General features: G+C 68.8%; 15 protein-coding genes. 6 read left to right on the forward strand and 9 right to left on the reverse strand.

The features are described from left to right. Position 1 precedes the first annotated feature (1 nt). From tmk to ACIQ6S_RS00155, 3 genes are read left to right on the forward strand one after another with little or no spacing between them, the layout of a single operon-like run. A complete protein-coding gene (gene tmk, locus ACIQ6S_RS00145) occupies positions 2-643 on the forward strand; it encodes a dTMP kinase (RefSeq protein WP_397606562.1) in 642 nt (213 codons plus the stop codon). Next, entirely contained in the window at positions 640-1,623 is a 984-nt protein-coding gene (gene holB, locus ACIQ6S_RS00150) for a DNA polymerase III subunit delta' (protein ID WP_397606563.1), read from the forward strand. The genes tmk and holB overlap by 4 nt, the downstream gene beginning before the upstream one ends. Next, positions 1,623-1,976 (forward strand): PilZ domain-containing protein, encoded by a 354-nt coding sequence (locus ACIQ6S_RS00155; RefSeq protein WP_297864995.1) that lies wholly within the window; start codon positions 1,623-1,625, stop codon positions 1,974-1,976. The genes holB and ACIQ6S_RS00155 overlap by 1 nt, the downstream gene beginning before the upstream one ends. A gap of 9 nt (positions 1,977-1,985) precedes the next feature. Here ACIQ6S_RS00155 and ACIQ6S_RS00160 read toward each other — a convergent pair whose 3' ends face one another. From ACIQ6S_RS00160 to ACIQ6S_RS00170, 3 genes are read right to left on the reverse strand one after another with little or no spacing between them, the layout of a single operon-like run. Continuing rightward, positions 1,986-2,384, reverse strand: coding sequence for a hypothetical protein (locus ACIQ6S_RS00160; protein ID WP_397606564.1), 399 nt, complete (start codon positions 2,382-2,384; stop codon positions 1,986-1,988). After that, a complete protein-coding gene (gene tesB / locus ACIQ6S_RS00165; protein ID WP_298342114.1) occupies positions 2,384-3,256 on the reverse strand; it encodes an acyl-CoA thioesterase II in 873 nt (290 codons plus the stop codon). The genes ACIQ6S_RS00160 and tesB overlap by 1 nt, the downstream gene beginning before the upstream one ends. Before the next feature lie 49 nt (positions 3,257-3,305). Next, positions 3,306-3,872, reverse strand: a complete 567-nt coding sequence (locus tag ACIQ6S_RS00170) for an N-acetylmuramoyl-L-alanine amidase (RefSeq protein ID WP_397606565.1) — start codon at positions 3,870-3,872, stop codon at positions 3,306-3,308. A 63-nt stretch (positions 3,873-3,935) separates the two neighbouring features. On the opposite strand from ACIQ6S_RS00170, the gene ACIQ6S_RS00175 reads away from it, so the two are divergent. Both ACIQ6S_RS00175 and rlmKL read left to right on the forward strand, forming a co-directional pair. Beyond that, complete coding sequence (locus ACIQ6S_RS00175) at positions 3,936-4,499, forward strand: hypothetical protein (protein ID WP_397606566.1); 564 nt, start codon at positions 3,936-3,938, stop codon at positions 4,497-4,499. Next, positions 4,499-6,661, forward strand: a complete 2,163-nt coding sequence (gene rlmKL, locus ACIQ6S_RS00180) for a bifunctional 23S rRNA (guanine(2069)-N(7))-methyltransferase RlmK/23S rRNA (guanine(2445)-N(2))-methyltransferase RlmL (RefSeq protein WP_397606567.1) — start codon at positions 4,499-4,501, stop codon at positions 6,659-6,661. The genes ACIQ6S_RS00175 and rlmKL overlap by 1 nt, the downstream gene beginning before the upstream one ends. Before the next feature lie 24 nt (positions 6,662-6,685). On the opposite strand, the gene ACIQ6S_RS00185 is transcribed toward rlmKL, so the two are convergent. Further along, complete coding sequence (locus tag ACIQ6S_RS00185) at positions 6,686-7,360, reverse strand: hypothetical protein (protein WP_397606568.1); 675 nt, start codon at positions 7,358-7,360, stop codon at positions 6,686-6,688. Between the two features lie 91 nt (positions 7,361-7,451). Between ACIQ6S_RS00185 and ACIQ6S_RS00190 the strand changes: the two genes are divergently transcribed. Further along, the gene (locus ACIQ6S_RS00190) at positions 7,452-8,093 is read left to right on the forward strand and encodes a class I SAM-dependent methyltransferase (RefSeq protein ID WP_397606569.1); all 642 of its coding nucleotides are present in this window, start codon (positions 7,452-7,454) and stop codon (positions 8,091-8,093) included. A gap of 21 nt (positions 8,094-8,114) precedes the next feature. Here the strand turns inward: ACIQ6S_RS00190 and ACIQ6S_RS00195 are convergent, their stop codons facing one another. The 5 genes from ACIQ6S_RS00195 to ACIQ6S_RS00215 form a co-directional block, all read right to left on the reverse strand. Beyond that, positions 8,115-9,539, reverse strand: a complete 1,425-nt coding sequence (locus ACIQ6S_RS00195) for an alpha-amylase family protein (RefSeq protein ID WP_397606570.1) — start codon at positions 9,537-9,539, stop codon at positions 8,115-8,117. A gap of 236 nt (positions 9,540-9,775) precedes the next feature. Then, positions 9,776-10,585 (reverse strand): ABC transporter permease subunit, encoded by an 810-nt coding sequence (locus tag ACIQ6S_RS00200; protein WP_397606571.1) that lies wholly within the window; start codon positions 10,583-10,585, stop codon positions 9,776-9,778. Continuing rightward, positions 10,582-11,439, reverse strand: a complete 858-nt coding sequence (locus ACIQ6S_RS00205) for an ABC transporter permease subunit (RefSeq protein WP_397606738.1) — start codon at positions 11,437-11,439, stop codon at positions 10,582-10,584. The genes ACIQ6S_RS00200 and ACIQ6S_RS00205 overlap by 4 nt, the downstream gene beginning before the upstream one ends. Positions 11,440-11,579: 140 nt before the next feature. Beyond that, positions 11,580-12,722 (reverse strand): ABC transporter ATP-binding protein, encoded by a 1,143-nt coding sequence (locus ACIQ6S_RS00210; protein ID WP_397606572.1) that lies wholly within the window; start codon positions 12,720-12,722, stop codon positions 11,580-11,582. A 4-nt stretch (positions 12,723-12,726) separates the two neighbouring features. Beyond that, complete coding sequence (locus tag ACIQ6S_RS00215) at positions 12,727-13,857, reverse strand: extracellular solute-binding protein (protein WP_397606573.1); 1,131 nt, start codon at positions 13,855-13,857, stop codon at positions 12,727-12,729. Between the last annotated feature and the right edge of the window lie 57 nt (positions 13,858-13,914).

The raw sequence follows: 13,914 nt of genomic DNA on the forward strand, positions 1-13,914 counted from the left end.
GATGGCGTCCACCCGTGGCGCGCTGATCAGCCTCGAAGGCGGCGAGGGCGCGGGCAAGACCACCGTGCTCGTCGCGCTCCGGGCGCGGCTTGAGGCGCGTGGCCATGACGTCGTCGGCACGCGCGAGCCCGGCGGCACGCCGGCGGGCGAAGCCATCCGCGCGCTGCTGCTCGATCCCGCGCAGCCGCTGGTACCGAATACGGAGCTGTTACTGATGTTCGCGTCGCGCGCGCAGCTCGTGGAGACGCTGGTGGAGCCGGCGCTCGCGCGTGGCGACATGGTGCTGGCCGATCGCTTCACCGATGCCAGCTTCGCCTACCAGGGCGGTGGCCGCGGCCTGCCGATGGGCCTGATCGCCGACCTCGAGCGGGCGTTCGTCGGCCGCGTGCCGGATTTCACCCTGCTGCTCGACCTCGATGTGCAGGCCGGTCTCGCACGCGCCCGCTCACGCGGTGCGCCGGCGGACCGCATCGAGCGCGAGAAGGACGAGTTCTTCGAGCGCGTGCGCGGTGCCTACCGTGCCCGCGCCGCGGCGCAGCCGCAGCGCATCGCCGTGGTCGATGCCTCGCAGCCGGTCGAGGCCGTCGTGCATGACGCCTGCGCCGCGCTGGAAGCCTTCCTTGACCGCTGGAGCGCGCCGTGAGCCTCGCGCCCTGGCAGCAGCAGCGGCTCGATACCGCCCTGGCGGCCTGGCGGGCCGGCCGGCTCGGCCACGCCCAGTTGCTCTGCGGCCCCGAGCAGCTCGGCAAGCGCGCGGTGGCCGACTCGCTTGCCGCGCGACTGCTCTGCGACGCGCCGAAGGACGAGCCGCCCTGCGGTCGCTGCCGCGGTTGCGCGCTGCGCGAGGCTGGGACGCACCCTGATTTCCGCATCATCACGTTCGAAGAGAACGCCAACACCGGCAAGCTGCGCACCGAGCTGGTCATCGACCAGGTGCGCGCCCTGAGCGGCTCGATGCAGATGACCGCGCAGCGCGGCGGCGCGCAGGTGGTGCTGATCGATCCTGCCGATGCCTTGAACACCTCGGCCGCCAACGCACTGCTGAAGACGCTCGAGGAGCCCGCGGACAACCGCTTCCTGCTGCTTGTGAGCGCCGCGCCGCAGCGCCTGCCCGCGACGATCCGCAGCCGTTGCCAGCGCATCGAATTCTCGGTCCCCGAGCGCGAGGTCGCGTTGGGCTGGCTGGCTTCGCAAGGCCACCCGGCTCCCCGCGCCAGCGAGGCGCTCGAGGCCGCGCAGGGCCATCCGGGCCTCGCCGATGCCTGGCTGCGCGCCGGGCATCTCGCCCTGCGGGAAACAACGCTGAAGGAGTGGGCGGGCGTCGCCCGCGGCATCGCCTCGCCGCTGGGGATCGCGCAACTGTGGATGGCAGAACCCGCCCTCGCGGGGCTGCGCCTGCGCTTCGTGGCGGATGCGGCGGTCGCGCTCGCGCGCGGGCTCGCCGGGGCGCCGGCCGTGGCCGGATTGACCCCGCCCGCCGATGTCGACAAGCTGGCCTCGTGGTTTGACCAACTGAATCGCCTGCGCCTGCAGCTGTCCGCCCCGCTCAAGCATGAATTGGCCCTCGCGGGCCTGCTCGCCGAGTGGCGCGGCCTGATGGCGACAACGGAGACACGTCGATGATCGGAGCCGGTGGTGCCCGCCAGGGCATTCTTTCCCTCGCCATCAAGGACAAGGGCTCGCTGCACACGTCCTACATGTCCTTCCTGCGCGGCGGCGGGCTGTTCGTGCCGACGACCAAGCGCTACCAGATCGGCGACGAGGTCTTCCTGCTGCTGACGCTGCTCGACGACAAGGACCGCCTGCCGGTCGCCGGCAAGGTCGTGTGGATCACCCCGACGGGTGCGCAAGGCGGCCGGGCTGCCGGCATCGGCGTGCAGTTCGCCGAGACGCCCGAAGCGGAAATGGTGAAGGGCAAGATCGAAACCCACCTCGCCGGCATCATCGATTCTGACAAGCCGACCGCCACGATGTGACGCTCGCGCTCAGCGCGCGAGGTAGGGCCCGAAGAACGTGAACAGCGTGATGATGATCACGATCATCATCAGCAGCACCGTGCGCAGGCGTCGCGCATCGATGCGGCCTTTCTTTTCTTCGCGCTGCTGGAACTGCAGTTCCTGCGGGAGATAGCTTTCGCGCTGGCCGGGCTCCATGAGCCCCGCCTCGCGCAGCAGCCGGCGCGCTTCCGGAAGATCGCCGTTGTGGGTGACATAGAGCACCGCGGCCTTCGCGGAATCCGGCGTCTCGCGGAAGCTGAAATTCCGCCGCCGGCCGCCCTTGTACGAGCGGCCGTTCTGGATGCTGGTCTCGATGCCGGCCTCGTTGAGCAGGGTCGCCGCGCCCTCGACCTGTTCCACGCGCAGCGAGCGGTAGACCTCGCGCATCAGTCCTCGCCCTCGACGATGCGGATCATGCCTTCCTGCGCGGTACTGGCCACCAGGCGGCCGTCGCGGGAATAGATGCTGCCGCGGCCGAGGCCGCGCGCGCCTTGGGCCGTCGGGCTGTCGAGCGCGTAGAGCAGCCAGTCGTCGGCGCGGAACGGCCGGTGGAACCACATCGCGTGGTCGATCGACGCCATCTGCACGCGCGGGTCGTAGTAGCTGATGCCGTGCGGCAGGGTGGCGGTGCCGAGCAGGTGGAAGTCCGACGCGTAGGCGAGCAGCGCGCGGTGCAGCAGGGGCGTGTCGTCCACGCGGTCGATCAGCCGGAACCAGACCTGCTGGTAGGGCGGGCGCTTGGCCGGCTTCAGCTCGTCGCGCGGATAGACCGGGCGCACTTCGAAAGGCACCTGCCGCGACAGCCAGCGCTGCATCATCGGCGGGAGCTTGGCGAGCAACTCCGGCGCGGGCATGACCATCGGCTCGAGGTCTTCCGGATCGGGGACCTCGGGCTTGTTGATCTGGTGCTCGGCGCCCGGTTCCTCGATATGGAAAGAGCTGGCGAACACGCAGATCGGTTGGCCGTGCTGGATGGCGGTGACGCGCCGCGTGCTGAAGCTGCGGCCGTCCCGCGTCCGGTCGACGGAATAGACGATCGGCGCCTCGATGTCGCCGGGACGCAGGAAGTAGGCGTGCAGGGAGTTCACGTGCCGGGCCGCGTCGACCGTGGCCTGCGCAGCCGCCAGGGCCTGCCCCATCACCTGCCCGCCGAACACGAACTTCGTGCCGATATCGCGGCTTTGGCCGCGGTAGAGGTTGTCCTCGAGGCGCTCTAGCTGCAGGAGTTGGACGAGGTCGGCGACGACGGGGTGGGTCATGGGGGCATCGGCGTTGGATCGCGGCCGCGAAGTATAGCGTTCGCCCTGTTCAGGGCTTCAGGCGCTCCAGCCCACAGGCCTCGAGCACCCGTGCCCACGGAAACAGCGGCCCGGGATCGCGCTTGCGCCACACCGTGAGTGACGGGTCGTCGCTGGCTTCCACCCGCGCGGTGTCGAGGTCTTCGTGGCCGGCGATGAAGCGGAGGGACGGAAAGCGTTCGCGCAGGTCGGCCAGCAGCGCGAGAAGCGCGGCGATCTGGGCTTCGGTGTAGGGCTCGTCCAACGCTTGGTGGCGGCTGTCGTACCAGTGCGGGTAGCGGCCGGTGTTGACGATCTCGACGCCGATCGAGCGAGGGTTCCATCCCCGCACGTGGTTGGCGATGCGCTCGGGTTCGACGTAGCAGACGAGCGTGCCGTCGCGGTCGATGTAGTAGTGGCCGCAAGCACCGGTACCGGTGTCGGGGTAGAGCACGCGCTCGCCGAATTCACGCGCGCTGGCGAGCGTGGGCGTTTCAGTGCAGTGCATGACCACGAGGTCGATGCTGGCGGGGTCGCGTCGCGGCAGGCGCTCGGTGTAGGGCAGCGGCTGGTAGGGCGCGGAGTCAGGGTCGGCCATGGGCCGGATGCTAGCATCGCGACCCTTGGCGCCCTGGCGCCGCGCTTCACGAGTGAAACCCGCATGGCCCGAGGCCACGTCATCCTGTCGCATGGCCTCGAAAGCGGCCCCGAGGCCACCAAGGTCTCGGCCTTGGCGCAGGTCGCCGAACACCTCGGCTGGACCCATGAACGCCCGGACTATCGCGACCTCGATGCCGGCCGTCGCCCCGAGGACATCGCGGCGCGCGTTGCGCGGCTGCAGGCGCTCGCTCGCGTCCACACCGGGCCGCTGGTGCTGGCCGGTTCGAGCATGGGCGCCTTCATCAGCGGCGAAGTGGCGGGGCATCTGGCGGGCGGCGTTGACGGCACCTCGTCCACCGTCCCGACGCTGTTGGGCCTGTTCCTGATGGCGCCGCCGATCGCCATGCCGGGCTGGTGGCCGACCCCGCTGCAAGCGCCGGCGTCCCTTCCGACGATGGTGGTGCACGGCTGGGACGACGAACTGATCCCGGCCGCCGCCGTCATCGACTGGTGCGCCGCCCGCAAGGCCGAGCTCCGACTGGTGGATGATTCGCATCGCCTCGCTGCGCACGTCGAGTACAGCGCGAGCGCTTTCGCCGACCTCCTGAAGCGGGTGGACGCCTGATGCAGTACTTCGTGCCCTGTGGCCGCGGCCTCGAATACCTGCTGGCCGACGAGCTGTTGGCGCTCGGCGCCGAAAAGGCCACCGCCGCGCAGTCCGGCGTGAACGTGGAAGGCGAGGCGGAGAGCCTGTTGCGCTGCGCGCTGTGGTCGCGCTTCGGCAGCCGCGCGCTGTGGCCGCTGCTCGAATTCGACTGCGCCAGCGAGGACGACCTGTATGCCGCGGTGCACGCGATCGACTGGCGCGAGCACCTCGAGCCGGAAGGCACGCTGGCCGTGCACGCCACGGTCTCCGGCCCCGGCTTCAACCATTCGCGCTACGCGGCGCAGCGGGTCAAGGATGCGATCGTCGACCGGCTGCGCTTCGACACCGGTACGCGGCCCTCGGTGGACGTCGACAACCCCGACCTGCGCCTCGACCTCGTGGTGCGCAAGGGCAAGGCGATCCTTTCGGTCGACCTCGCCGGCCCACTGCATCGCCGCGGCTGGCGGCAAGGGCAGGGCGATGCGCCGCTGAAGGAGAACCTCGCCTGCGCCGTGCTGGCACGCGCCGGATGGACGCGCGAAGCGCTGGCCGCCGCGGACGCCGCCGGGACGCCGCTGGCACTCCTCGACCCGATGTGCGGCAGTGGCACGCTGCTGGTGGAGGGGGCGCTTATCGCCGCCGATACCGCGCCCGGCCTGTTGCGCCACGGCGAGGAGCCGCCGACGCGCTGGCGGGGCTTCGACCATGCGCTTTGGCAGCGGCTGGTCGACGAGGCGAAATCGCGTGACCGCCGAGCATCGCTGCCGGCCCACTTCTTCGGCGTCGACCTCGACATGCGCATCGTCCAGCAGGCGCGACGCAACGCCGAAGCGGCTGGCGTGTTCGATGCCATCGACTTCCGGACTGGCGACATCGCCGATCTGCAGCGCCCTTGTGAAGGGCCCGGCGTGGTCGCCTGCAATCCGCCCTACGACGAGCGCCTGGCCGCCGACGAAGCCCTGTATGCCGCCATCGGCTCCGCGCTGCAGCAGGCGGTGCCCGAGTGGCGCGGCGCGATCCTTTGCGGCAGCGAGGCGCTGGCCCATGCCACGCGCCTGCGCGCCCGGAAGCGCTATGCCATCAGCAACGGCGCCCTCGAGTGCTGCCTGCTGGCTTGCGAATCCTTCGCACCGCCGCCGCCGCGCGTGGAGGGCGAGGCGCGTGCGCTGAACGAGAACGCGCAGATGGTGGCCAACCGCCTGCGCAAGACGCTCAAGCACTCGGCGCGCTGGCGCGAGCGCGAGGGCGTCACCTGCTTCCGCGCCTACGATGCCGACCTGCCCGAGTACGCGGCGGCCGTCGATGTCTACGCCGAGGACGACGGCGAGGCGCGCACTTTCCTGCACGTTCAGGAGTACGCGCCGCCGGCGAGCGTGGCGGAGCACGACGCACGCCGCCGCTTCGGCGAACTGCTCGCGGCCTTGCGCGACGTCTTCGGCGTGCCGAAGGAACACATCGCCACCAAGACCCGCGCCCGCGGCAAGGGCGGCAGCAAGTACGGGCGCATGGACGAGCGGCAGGAAGCCTTCTACGTTCGCGAGGGCGCGGTACGGCTCGAGGTGAACCTGTTCGACTACCTCGACACGGGCCTGTTCCTCGACCACCGTCCGTTGCGCACGCGCATCTTCGAGGAAGCGAAGGACGCGCGCTTCCTGAACCTGTTCTGCTACACCGGCGCCGCGACCGTCCACGCCGCGGTCGGTGGTGCGGCCAGCACCACGTCGGTCGACCTGAGCTCCACCTACCTCGAATGGGCGGCACGCAACATGGCCATCAATGGCCAGGTCGGCCCGCAGCACCGCTATGTCAAGGCCGACGTGATGAGCTGGCTGCGCGCCGAGAAGGGCGAGTACGACCTGATCTTCTGCGACCCGCCGACCTTTTCGAACAGCAAGGACAAGGACGACTTCGACGTGCAGAAGCACCACGTCGACCTGCTGGGCGCGGCGATGCGGCGGCTGGCGCCCGGTGGCGTGCTGCTGTTCTCGAACAATTTCCGCCGCTTCAAGCCGGAGCTCGAGACGATCGCGAAGTTCGCCGAGATCGAGGAAATCACGCCGGACACCATTGGGCCGGATTTCGAACGCAACCCGCGCATCCACCGCGCCTGGTTGTTGCACCGCGGACGGCCGCGCGACTGAGGCGCGGTCCGCCGGAGGCCACGGTCAGTCCCGGGCGTCGGTGGGCGGTGCCGCCTCGTCGTCCGTGGTCATGGGCTCGACGCTCATGATCCTGCAGGGCCGGAAATCATTGACGGTGAACTGCTTGGCCATGCCGCTGAGGTAGGCCTCGCCGGGCCGGCCGATGATGGCGTCCTGCGGATGGCCGCAGATCCGGCCGTCGCGGGCGCCGGAGACGAGGTCGAATTCCTCGAGGCGGTCGAGCTGGGGGCAGGCCGTGTCCACCTGCACGAGGCGCTTGCCGCCGCCGCGCAACGTGATCGCCACCTTCTCCTCGCGCATCACCGCGAAGCCGCGCACGTCGCGGATGCGGAAGCATCGATCGGCCGGAGAACTCGTCGGGCGGATGGCCTGCACGGGGCAGATCGCCGCGGCGGTGACGGCCGCACTGCGGCCATCGGCGCAGATCGGGCCTGCGGATGACGCGATCTGGACGGCTTCGCCGGGTTTGACGCCGGCGCAGGTCGGGTCGAGGTCGAGCCGGTAGAAACGACCGTCGGCGGCCACGTCCATCGCGTGCGGATCGAGGACGGTGAGTGCCGTGATGGACGCGGCGGGGAAGCAGGTGGACGACGTGGCTTGCGCGGGGACGTCCGCATGCGCGGGCGCGAGGGCCATCAGGCCGACAACAGCAACCGCGGCACGAAGAAGGGCGGGCATGGGGGGCTCCGAATCCATTCAGGGGTTCCTTAAACCTAGCAGAAGCCTTGCCGTGGCATGCTGGGGGCCCCGACTCCCGATGCGGTCATTCATGCGCGATTCGACTGCCGACGACCGCCTCGCCCGCTGGGCCTTCTTCCGGCAATGGTTGAAGAACCCGCTGGGCGTGGCAGCGGTGTCGCCGTCGAGCCCGCAACTGGCGCGCCAGATGATCGCGGCGCTGCCGCCGAAGTCCACCCGCCTGATCGAGCTGGGTGGTGGTACGGGGGCGATCACGGAGCAGTTGCTCCGCCATGGCATCGCGCCTGCGGACCTGATGGTCTTGGAGCTCAACGAAGCGATGCACATGACGCTTCGCCAGCGCTTCCCGGACATCCACCTGCACCTCGCCAATGCGGCCGACGTGCAGCGCATCGCGCGGGAGAGTGGGTTCCTCGACGGCGGCCCCGCCGATGCGGTGGTGTCGGGCCTCGGCCTGCTGTCGATGCCGCGGCCGCTGCAGCGCGACATCGTCTCCGAAGCCTTCGCCTGTTTGCGCCCGGATGGACGCTTCGTGCAGTTCACCTACGGCCCGGCCAGCCCGGTGGCCCGCGAGGTGCTCGACGATCTCAAACTCACCTCTCGACGCGTGAGCTTTACCTGGTGGAACGTGCCGCCCGCGACGGTGTACGTCTACGAGCGGCAGCGTTCGACGGCGGTGCAAGCGCAGCCGATGGGGCGCCGCGCCGGTTGAACCCGACGCGGCGCAGGGCGGTCAGCGCAGCCACATCCGCGCGCGGCGCGGCGGCAGGTTGAAGGTGTAGGTGCCATTGGTGATGCGGACGACGCTCATGCTGTCGAGGGCGTCGCGGTAGTCGGTGTTCCACCAGAGCACGCTGTTGTTCATGTTCACCGGCACGGCCACCGAGTTCCCACACTTGTTGATGGCGACGATGCCGCGGTCGCCGCGGCGGAAGATCAGGTGGCAGTCACCGGAGGCCAGCACCTGCTGGTCGGTGCCCTGCGCGGTGTTGTGGAAGCGCACCATCGCCTTCAGGTCGCTGCGGTTCCACGCGTTGACCCAGCGGTTGTCGCCGCTCTCGTTGTTGTCCGAGTACAGCATCGGCACACCGCCGTTGCGACCGAAGATGTACGCGTAGGCCAGCGTCTCGTCGGTCGGGTCCATGATCAGGTAGCGGAACCCGCCGTTGTTCGGGATGTCGTGCGTGATCGTGAAGGTGATCGCGCGCGAGGGTTGCAGCGCCTGTCCGACGGCCAACGGATCGACCAACTGGCTCATGCGGCCGCCGAAGCCGAAGGCACTGCGCAGCTGGTTGTGCAGCGGGAAGTCGTAGGCCGCGTGGTCGGTGTCGCGCAGGTAGGGCGCGAGGAACCGGTCGTACTCGCCGTTGCCGGCACCGCCGCCGGTGATGACCTCACCGAACACGTGCATGCCCGACTTGATCGTCGGGGTCAGAACGGCATTCATGAAGCTCGCCGGCATGTGCTTGGCGGCATCGATGCGGAAGCCCTTCACACCGAGGTTCTTCAGGGCCTGCAGGTACTGCTGCTGTTGCGCGACGACCCAGCTGTTGCCCACGAGGTCCGGCAGGCCGGCGTCGCCGCTGCCGCCGCAGAGGCGGTAGTTCTGCACTTCCCAGACGTTGTTGTAGTCGACGATGCAGCGCGCCGGGCCGAAGTCGTTGCCCGAGAGCACGTTGTTGCGGAGGTCGCCGAACAGGCGGATGCCGTTGTAGTAGGTGGCGTTGCCCGCGTACGTCGACAGCACGGCGCTGCCCGGATAGTTCAGGTCGCTGCGCTTGAACGCCTCGTTCGCCATGTGGTTCATGACGATGTCGGCGTACACGCGGATGCCGCGTTGCTGCAGGGCCGTGACCATGTTGCGGAAGGCGGTGGTGTCGCCCAGCGGGTTGTGGATCAGCCGGAAATCCTGCGGCTGGTAGCGCGCCCACCAAGCACTGCCTTCGCTCTTGTAGGCCGGCGAGACCAGCACGATCCGGTAGCCGGCATCGCGGATCTGGTCGGCGCGCGCCTGCACGTCGGCATAGCGCCAGTTGAAGGCGTGGAGGATGGCGTCGGCCTGGGCTGCGGGTGCGGCGATCGCCGCCAAGACGAGGAAGGCGAGGGTGCGGAACGAAGCACGGAGCGCCCGGAACGGGCGGAAAGCACGAGAGATCATCGTTGTGGCTCCAAACGTGGGAGGGAGCGCTTCGAGCACGGGCCGGGTCGGCCATCCTTGCGACTGCGGTGCGTCCTGGGTGGAACGTCTGCACGACGCCCGGCCCTGAGTTCCAGGCGCGTCGGTGAGCAGGACCGGGGGGCTTGCTCGGTTTAGAGCCTAGGCTCTAACCGGTGTATTCGTATGCTGAATACGTATGCACGTCGTCGCGTGCCGAAGTGGTGCCGCTGACGCGCTCAGACGGCGCGTCGGGCGTTCCGATGCATCATCCAGCCGGCGAGACTGACGCCGATGCACACCGCCACGATGATGAGCGTGGCCAGCGCGTTGATCTCCGGCGTCACGCCGAAGCGCACCTTCGAGAGGATGAGCACGGGCAAGGTGCTTGAGCCCGGGCCCGACGTGAAGCTGGCGATGACCACGTCATCCAGCGACAAGGTGAAGGCGAGCAGCCAGCCGGCCAACAGCGCCGGCCAGATCAGCGGCAAGGTCACCAGGAAGAACACCTTCCACGGCCGCGCGCCGAGGTCCATCGCCGCTTCCTCGAGGCTGTGGTCGGTCTGCGCAAGCCGCGAGCGCACCACCACGGTGACGTAGCAGACGCAGAGCGTCACGTGCGCGATGGTGATGGTGTCGATGCCGCGGCCTTCCGGCCAGCCGACGAGCTGCTGCAGGGTGATGAAGAGGAACAGCGCGCTGATGCCGAGCATCACGTCGGGCATCACCAGCGGCGCGGAGCTCAGCAGCGAGAGCATGCCGCGGCCCTTGAAACGCCCGAAGCGCGAGAGCGCGAGGGCGGCCATCGTGCCGATCACCACCGCCAGCGTGGAGGCCATGGCGGCGATCAGCAGCGAGAGCAGGGCGGCGTCGATCACCGCCTGGTTCTCCAGCAGCCGGCCATACCATTGCAGCGAGAAGCCCTTCCACAGGCTCACCGAGCGGGTCTCGTTGAACGAGAACGCGACGACGCTGGCGATCGGCAGGTACAGGAAGGCGTAGCCGAAGGCCATCAGCGTGTAGAGGATGAAGGGGCGGCGCTGGTTCATGTGCGCTGCGCTTCCTTCTCGGCGCGGCGTTCCTGCGAGGCTTCGAAGAGCAGCATCGGCACCACGATCAACACCAGCATCGCCACGGCCACCGCCGCAGCCAGCGGGTAGTTGCGGGCGTTGAAGAAGTCCTCCCAGATCCGCGAGCCGATGCTCAGGGCTTCCGGGCCACCGAGCAGGGCGGGGATGACGTACTCGCCGACCGCCGGGATGAACACCAGCAGCGAGCCGGCGATGATCCCCGGCAAGGAGAGCGGCAGCGTCACCGAGAGGAAGGCGCGCCACGGCTTCGCGCCGAGGTCGGCCGCCGCCTGCAGCAGGGTGAAGTCGAGCCGCATCAGGTTCGCCACCAGCGGCAGCACCATGAAGGGCAGGTAGTTGTAGGTGATGCCGACATACACCGCGAACGGCGTGTCGATCAGCCGGATCGGCGCGTCGGTCGCGCCGATCGCCATCAGCAGCTGGTTCACCATGCCGTTGTCGCGCAGCAGGCCGGTGAGGGCGTAGGTGCGCAGCAGCGAGCTGGTCCAGAACGGCAGCACCACCAGCACCAGCAGGAACATGCGCCAGGCGGGCGTCGCGCGGGCGATGCCGTAGGCGATGGGGTAGCCGAGCAGCAGGCAACCCAGCGTCGAGATCGAGGCGAATTGCAGGGAGTTCAGGTAGCTCTCGACGTACAGCGGGTCGGTGAGCAGGGTCGCGTAGCCCTTGAAGCTCAGGTTGATCTGGACGAGGCCCTGCTCGCCGATAGCCACGAGGTCGGAGTAGGGCGGCACCCCACCGGTGCGTTCGGCGACGCTGATCTTCAGCACCACCAGCAGTGGGGCGAGGAAGAAGGCCAGCAGCCAGAGCATCGGGATGGCGATGACCACGTAGCGCCCGCGGCTGCCGCGCAGTTCGCGGCCGAGTGCGCCGATCTGGCGGAACAGGCCGACGACCACCTGGAACCAGAGGTCCCACCAAGCGCCGCCGTCGTGAGGGGCCGGGCGCTGCATCAGGCGGTCAGCACGATCGCGTCGCGGGCGTGCCACACGAGGTACAGCACGTCGCCCCAGTTGTAGTGCGGGTCGGCGCTGCGCGCGGCGTGGGTTTCCTGCACGCGCAGGACGAAGCCGTCGTCGGTCTGCAGGTGGTAGATCGAGACATCGCCGAGGTAGGCGATCTCGACGACGCGGCCGCGCACGACGTTCTCCACGCCGTGGGGCTCGGCTTCGGCGACGTCGATCTTCTCAGGGCGGATGGCCACGTTCACGTCGGTGCCCATCGGGATGGGCTCCACGTAGCGCGCCCAGACGTCGAGCTCGACGTCATGGCAGTGCACCAGCACCCGCTCCTCCTGCTGGTCGACGACCGTGCCGCGCAGCATGTTCACCGCGCCGATGAACTCGGCGACGAATCTCGAGTTCGGGTACTCGTAGAGGTTCGAGGGCGTGGAGACCTGCACGATGCGCCCGGCATCCATCACCGCCACGCGCGTCGACATCGTCATCGCTTCCTCCTGGTCGTGGGTGACCATGACGAAGGTGGTGCCGGTGCGCTCCTGGATGTTCACGAGTTCGAACTGCGTGTGTTCGCGCAGCTTTTTGTCCAACGCGCCGAGCGGCTCGTCGAGCAGCAGCAGCTTCGGCGCCTTGGCCAGCGCGCGGGCGAGCGCGACGCGCTGGCGCTGGCCGCCGCTGAGCTGGTCGGGCTTGCGCCGGCCGAGCTGCCCCATCTTCACAAGGTCGAGCATCGCCGCCACGCGGTCACCGATCTCGCTGGCCGGGCGCTTGTCCTGCTTCAGGCCGAAGGCGATGTTCTGCTCGACGGTCATGTGCGGGAAGAGCGCGTAGCTCTGGAACATCATGTTCACCGGCCGCTCGTAGGGCGGCACGTGGGTCATGTCCGTGCCGTCGATCAGCACGCGGCCTTTGTCCGGCACCTCGAAGCCGCCAAGGATGCGCAGCAGGGTCGATTTGCCGCAGCCCGAGCCGCCCAGCAGGGCGAAGAACTCGCCGCGGAAGATGTCGAGTGAGACATCGTCCACGGCGTAGGTCTTGCCGAAGGTCTTGGTGACGCCCTCGATGCGGAGGATCGGCTCCGCGTTCGGGTCCTGCCAGGGATCGACCTGGGCCTGCCGGCGCGCGGGCGTGCTCATGGGTTCAATTGCCGCTCTTGATGGTCGTCCAAGCGCGCTGCCGGGCGTCGTTCTCCTCGAGCGGCAGCTTGCGTGTGTCGACGAGCTTGCCGATCACGTCCTCCGGCGGGTACACGGCCGGATCGTTGCGGAGGTCCTCGCTCACCAGCGCCTTGGCCGGTGCGTTCGCCGAGGCATAGCCGACGAACTCCGTGACCGGCGCGATGACGTCGGGCTTGAGCATGAAGTCGATGAACGCGTGCGCTTCGGCCTTGTTCGGCGCATCGGCCGGGATGGCCATGACGTCGAACCAGCGGATCGCGCCCTCCTTGGGAATGACGTAGGCGATCTCGACGCCGGTGCCGGCCTCCTCGGCACGGGCCCGGGCTTGCAGCACGTCGCCGTTGTAGCCGAGCGCCACGCAGATCTCTCCATCGGCGAGGTCGTTGATGTAGCGGCTGGAATTGAAGTAGCGGATGTTCTGGCGGATCGGCGCGTAGGTCTGTTGCACGAGCTCGATCTCGCCGTTGCCCATGCCGTTCGGGTCGCGGCCGTGGAAGAAGAGCGCGGCGGAGAAGGCTTCCTGCTGGTCGTCGAGGATGGCGATGCCGCAGCTCGCGAGCTTGCCGCTGATGGCTGGATCGAAGATCGCCGACCAGCTGTCCAGCACGAAGTCCGGCCCCATGATTTCGGCGACCTTCTGTTTGTTGTAGCCGATCGCCGTGGTGCCCCACATGTACGGAACGATGTGCGTGCCGTCCGGGTCGGCGGCGGCGAGGCCGGCAGCCAGCGCCGGATCGACGTTGGCGAGGTTCGGCAGCGCGGCTTTGTCGAGCGCGGCGTAGAGGTTGTTGACGATGTGCTGCTGCGCGAACGGCGCCGAGGGGAAGATCACGTCGTAGCCGCTCTGCCCGGCGACGAGCTTCGCGTCGAGCGTCTCGTTGTCGGCATAGACGTCGTAGACCACTTCGATGCCCGTCTCCCGCGTGAAGCGCTCGAGGGTCTCCGGCGTGATGTAGTCCGACCAGTTGTAAACGTTCACTTGGCGCTTGCCGTTGCCGTCCGGCTTGGCGGCGTCGTCGGCAGGCGCGTCAGCTTGCCCCCCGCAGGCGGCGAGCAGCAAAGCGGCGGCGAGGGCGGTCAGGGTCAGACGCATGTGGAACTCCTTGAAAAGCGAAGGCCGCATGGTCGATGCGGCCTGTAGAGGTGTCAA

The organism is Silanimonas sp. (genome assembly GCF_044377035.1).
Lineage (GTDB): Bacteria > Pseudomonadota > Gammaproteobacteria > Xanthomonadales > Xanthomonadaceae > Silanimonas.

What these genes read in the sequence shown, in the direction of transcription:
- ACIQ6S_RS00215 (WP_397606573.1), bottom strand. Translation starts at nt 13,857, where the DNA reads ATGCGTCTGACCCTGACCGCCCTCGCCGCCGCTTTGCTGCTCGCCGCC.
- ACIQ6S_RS00195 (WP_397606570.1), bottom strand. Translation starts at nt 9,539, where the DNA reads ATGATCTCTCGTGCTTTCCGCCCGTTCCGGGCGCTCCGTGCTTCGTTC.
- ACIQ6S_RS00210 (WP_397606572.1), bottom strand. Translation starts at nt 12,722, where the DNA reads ATGAGCACGCCCGCGCGCCGGCAGGCCCAGGTCGATCCCTGGCAGGAC.
- rlmKL (WP_397606567.1), top strand. Translation starts at nt 4,499, where the DNA reads ATGCAGTACTTCGTGCCCTGTGGCCGCGGCCTCGAATACCTGCTGGCC.
- tmk (WP_397606562.1), top strand. Translation starts at nt 2, where the DNA reads ATGGCGTCCACCCGTGGCGCGCTGATCAGCCTCGAAGGCGGCGAGGGC.
- tesB (WP_298342114.1), bottom strand. Translation starts at nt 3,256, where the DNA reads ATGACCCACCCCGTCGTCGCCGACCTCGTCCAACTCCTGCAGCTAGAG.
- ACIQ6S_RS00175 (WP_397606566.1), top strand. Translation starts at nt 3,936, where the DNA reads ATGGCCCGAGGCCACGTCATCCTGTCGCATGGCCTCGAAAGCGGCCCC.
- ACIQ6S_RS00205 (WP_397606738.1), bottom strand. Translation starts at nt 11,439, where the DNA reads ATGCTCTGGCTGCTGGCCTTCTTCCTCGCCCCACTGCTGGTGGTGCTG.
- ACIQ6S_RS00160 (WP_397606564.1), bottom strand. Translation starts at nt 2,384, where the DNA reads ATGCGCGAGGTCTACCGCTCGCTGCGCGTGGAACAGGTCGAGGGCGCG.
- ACIQ6S_RS00170 (WP_397606565.1), bottom strand. Translation starts at nt 3,872, where the DNA reads ATGGCCGACCCTGACTCCGCGCCCTACCAGCCGCTGCCCTACACCGAG.
- ACIQ6S_RS00200 (WP_397606571.1), bottom strand. Translation starts at nt 10,585, where the DNA reads ATGAACCAGCGCCGCCCCTTCATCCTCTACACGCTGATGGCCTTCGGC.
- ACIQ6S_RS00185 (WP_397606568.1), bottom strand. Translation starts at nt 7,360, where the DNA reads ATGCCCGCCCTTCTTCGTGCCGCGGTTGCTGTTGTCGGCCTGATGGCC.
- ACIQ6S_RS00190 (WP_397606569.1), top strand. Translation starts at nt 7,452, where the DNA reads ATGCGCGATTCGACTGCCGACGACCGCCTCGCCCGCTGGGCCTTCTTC.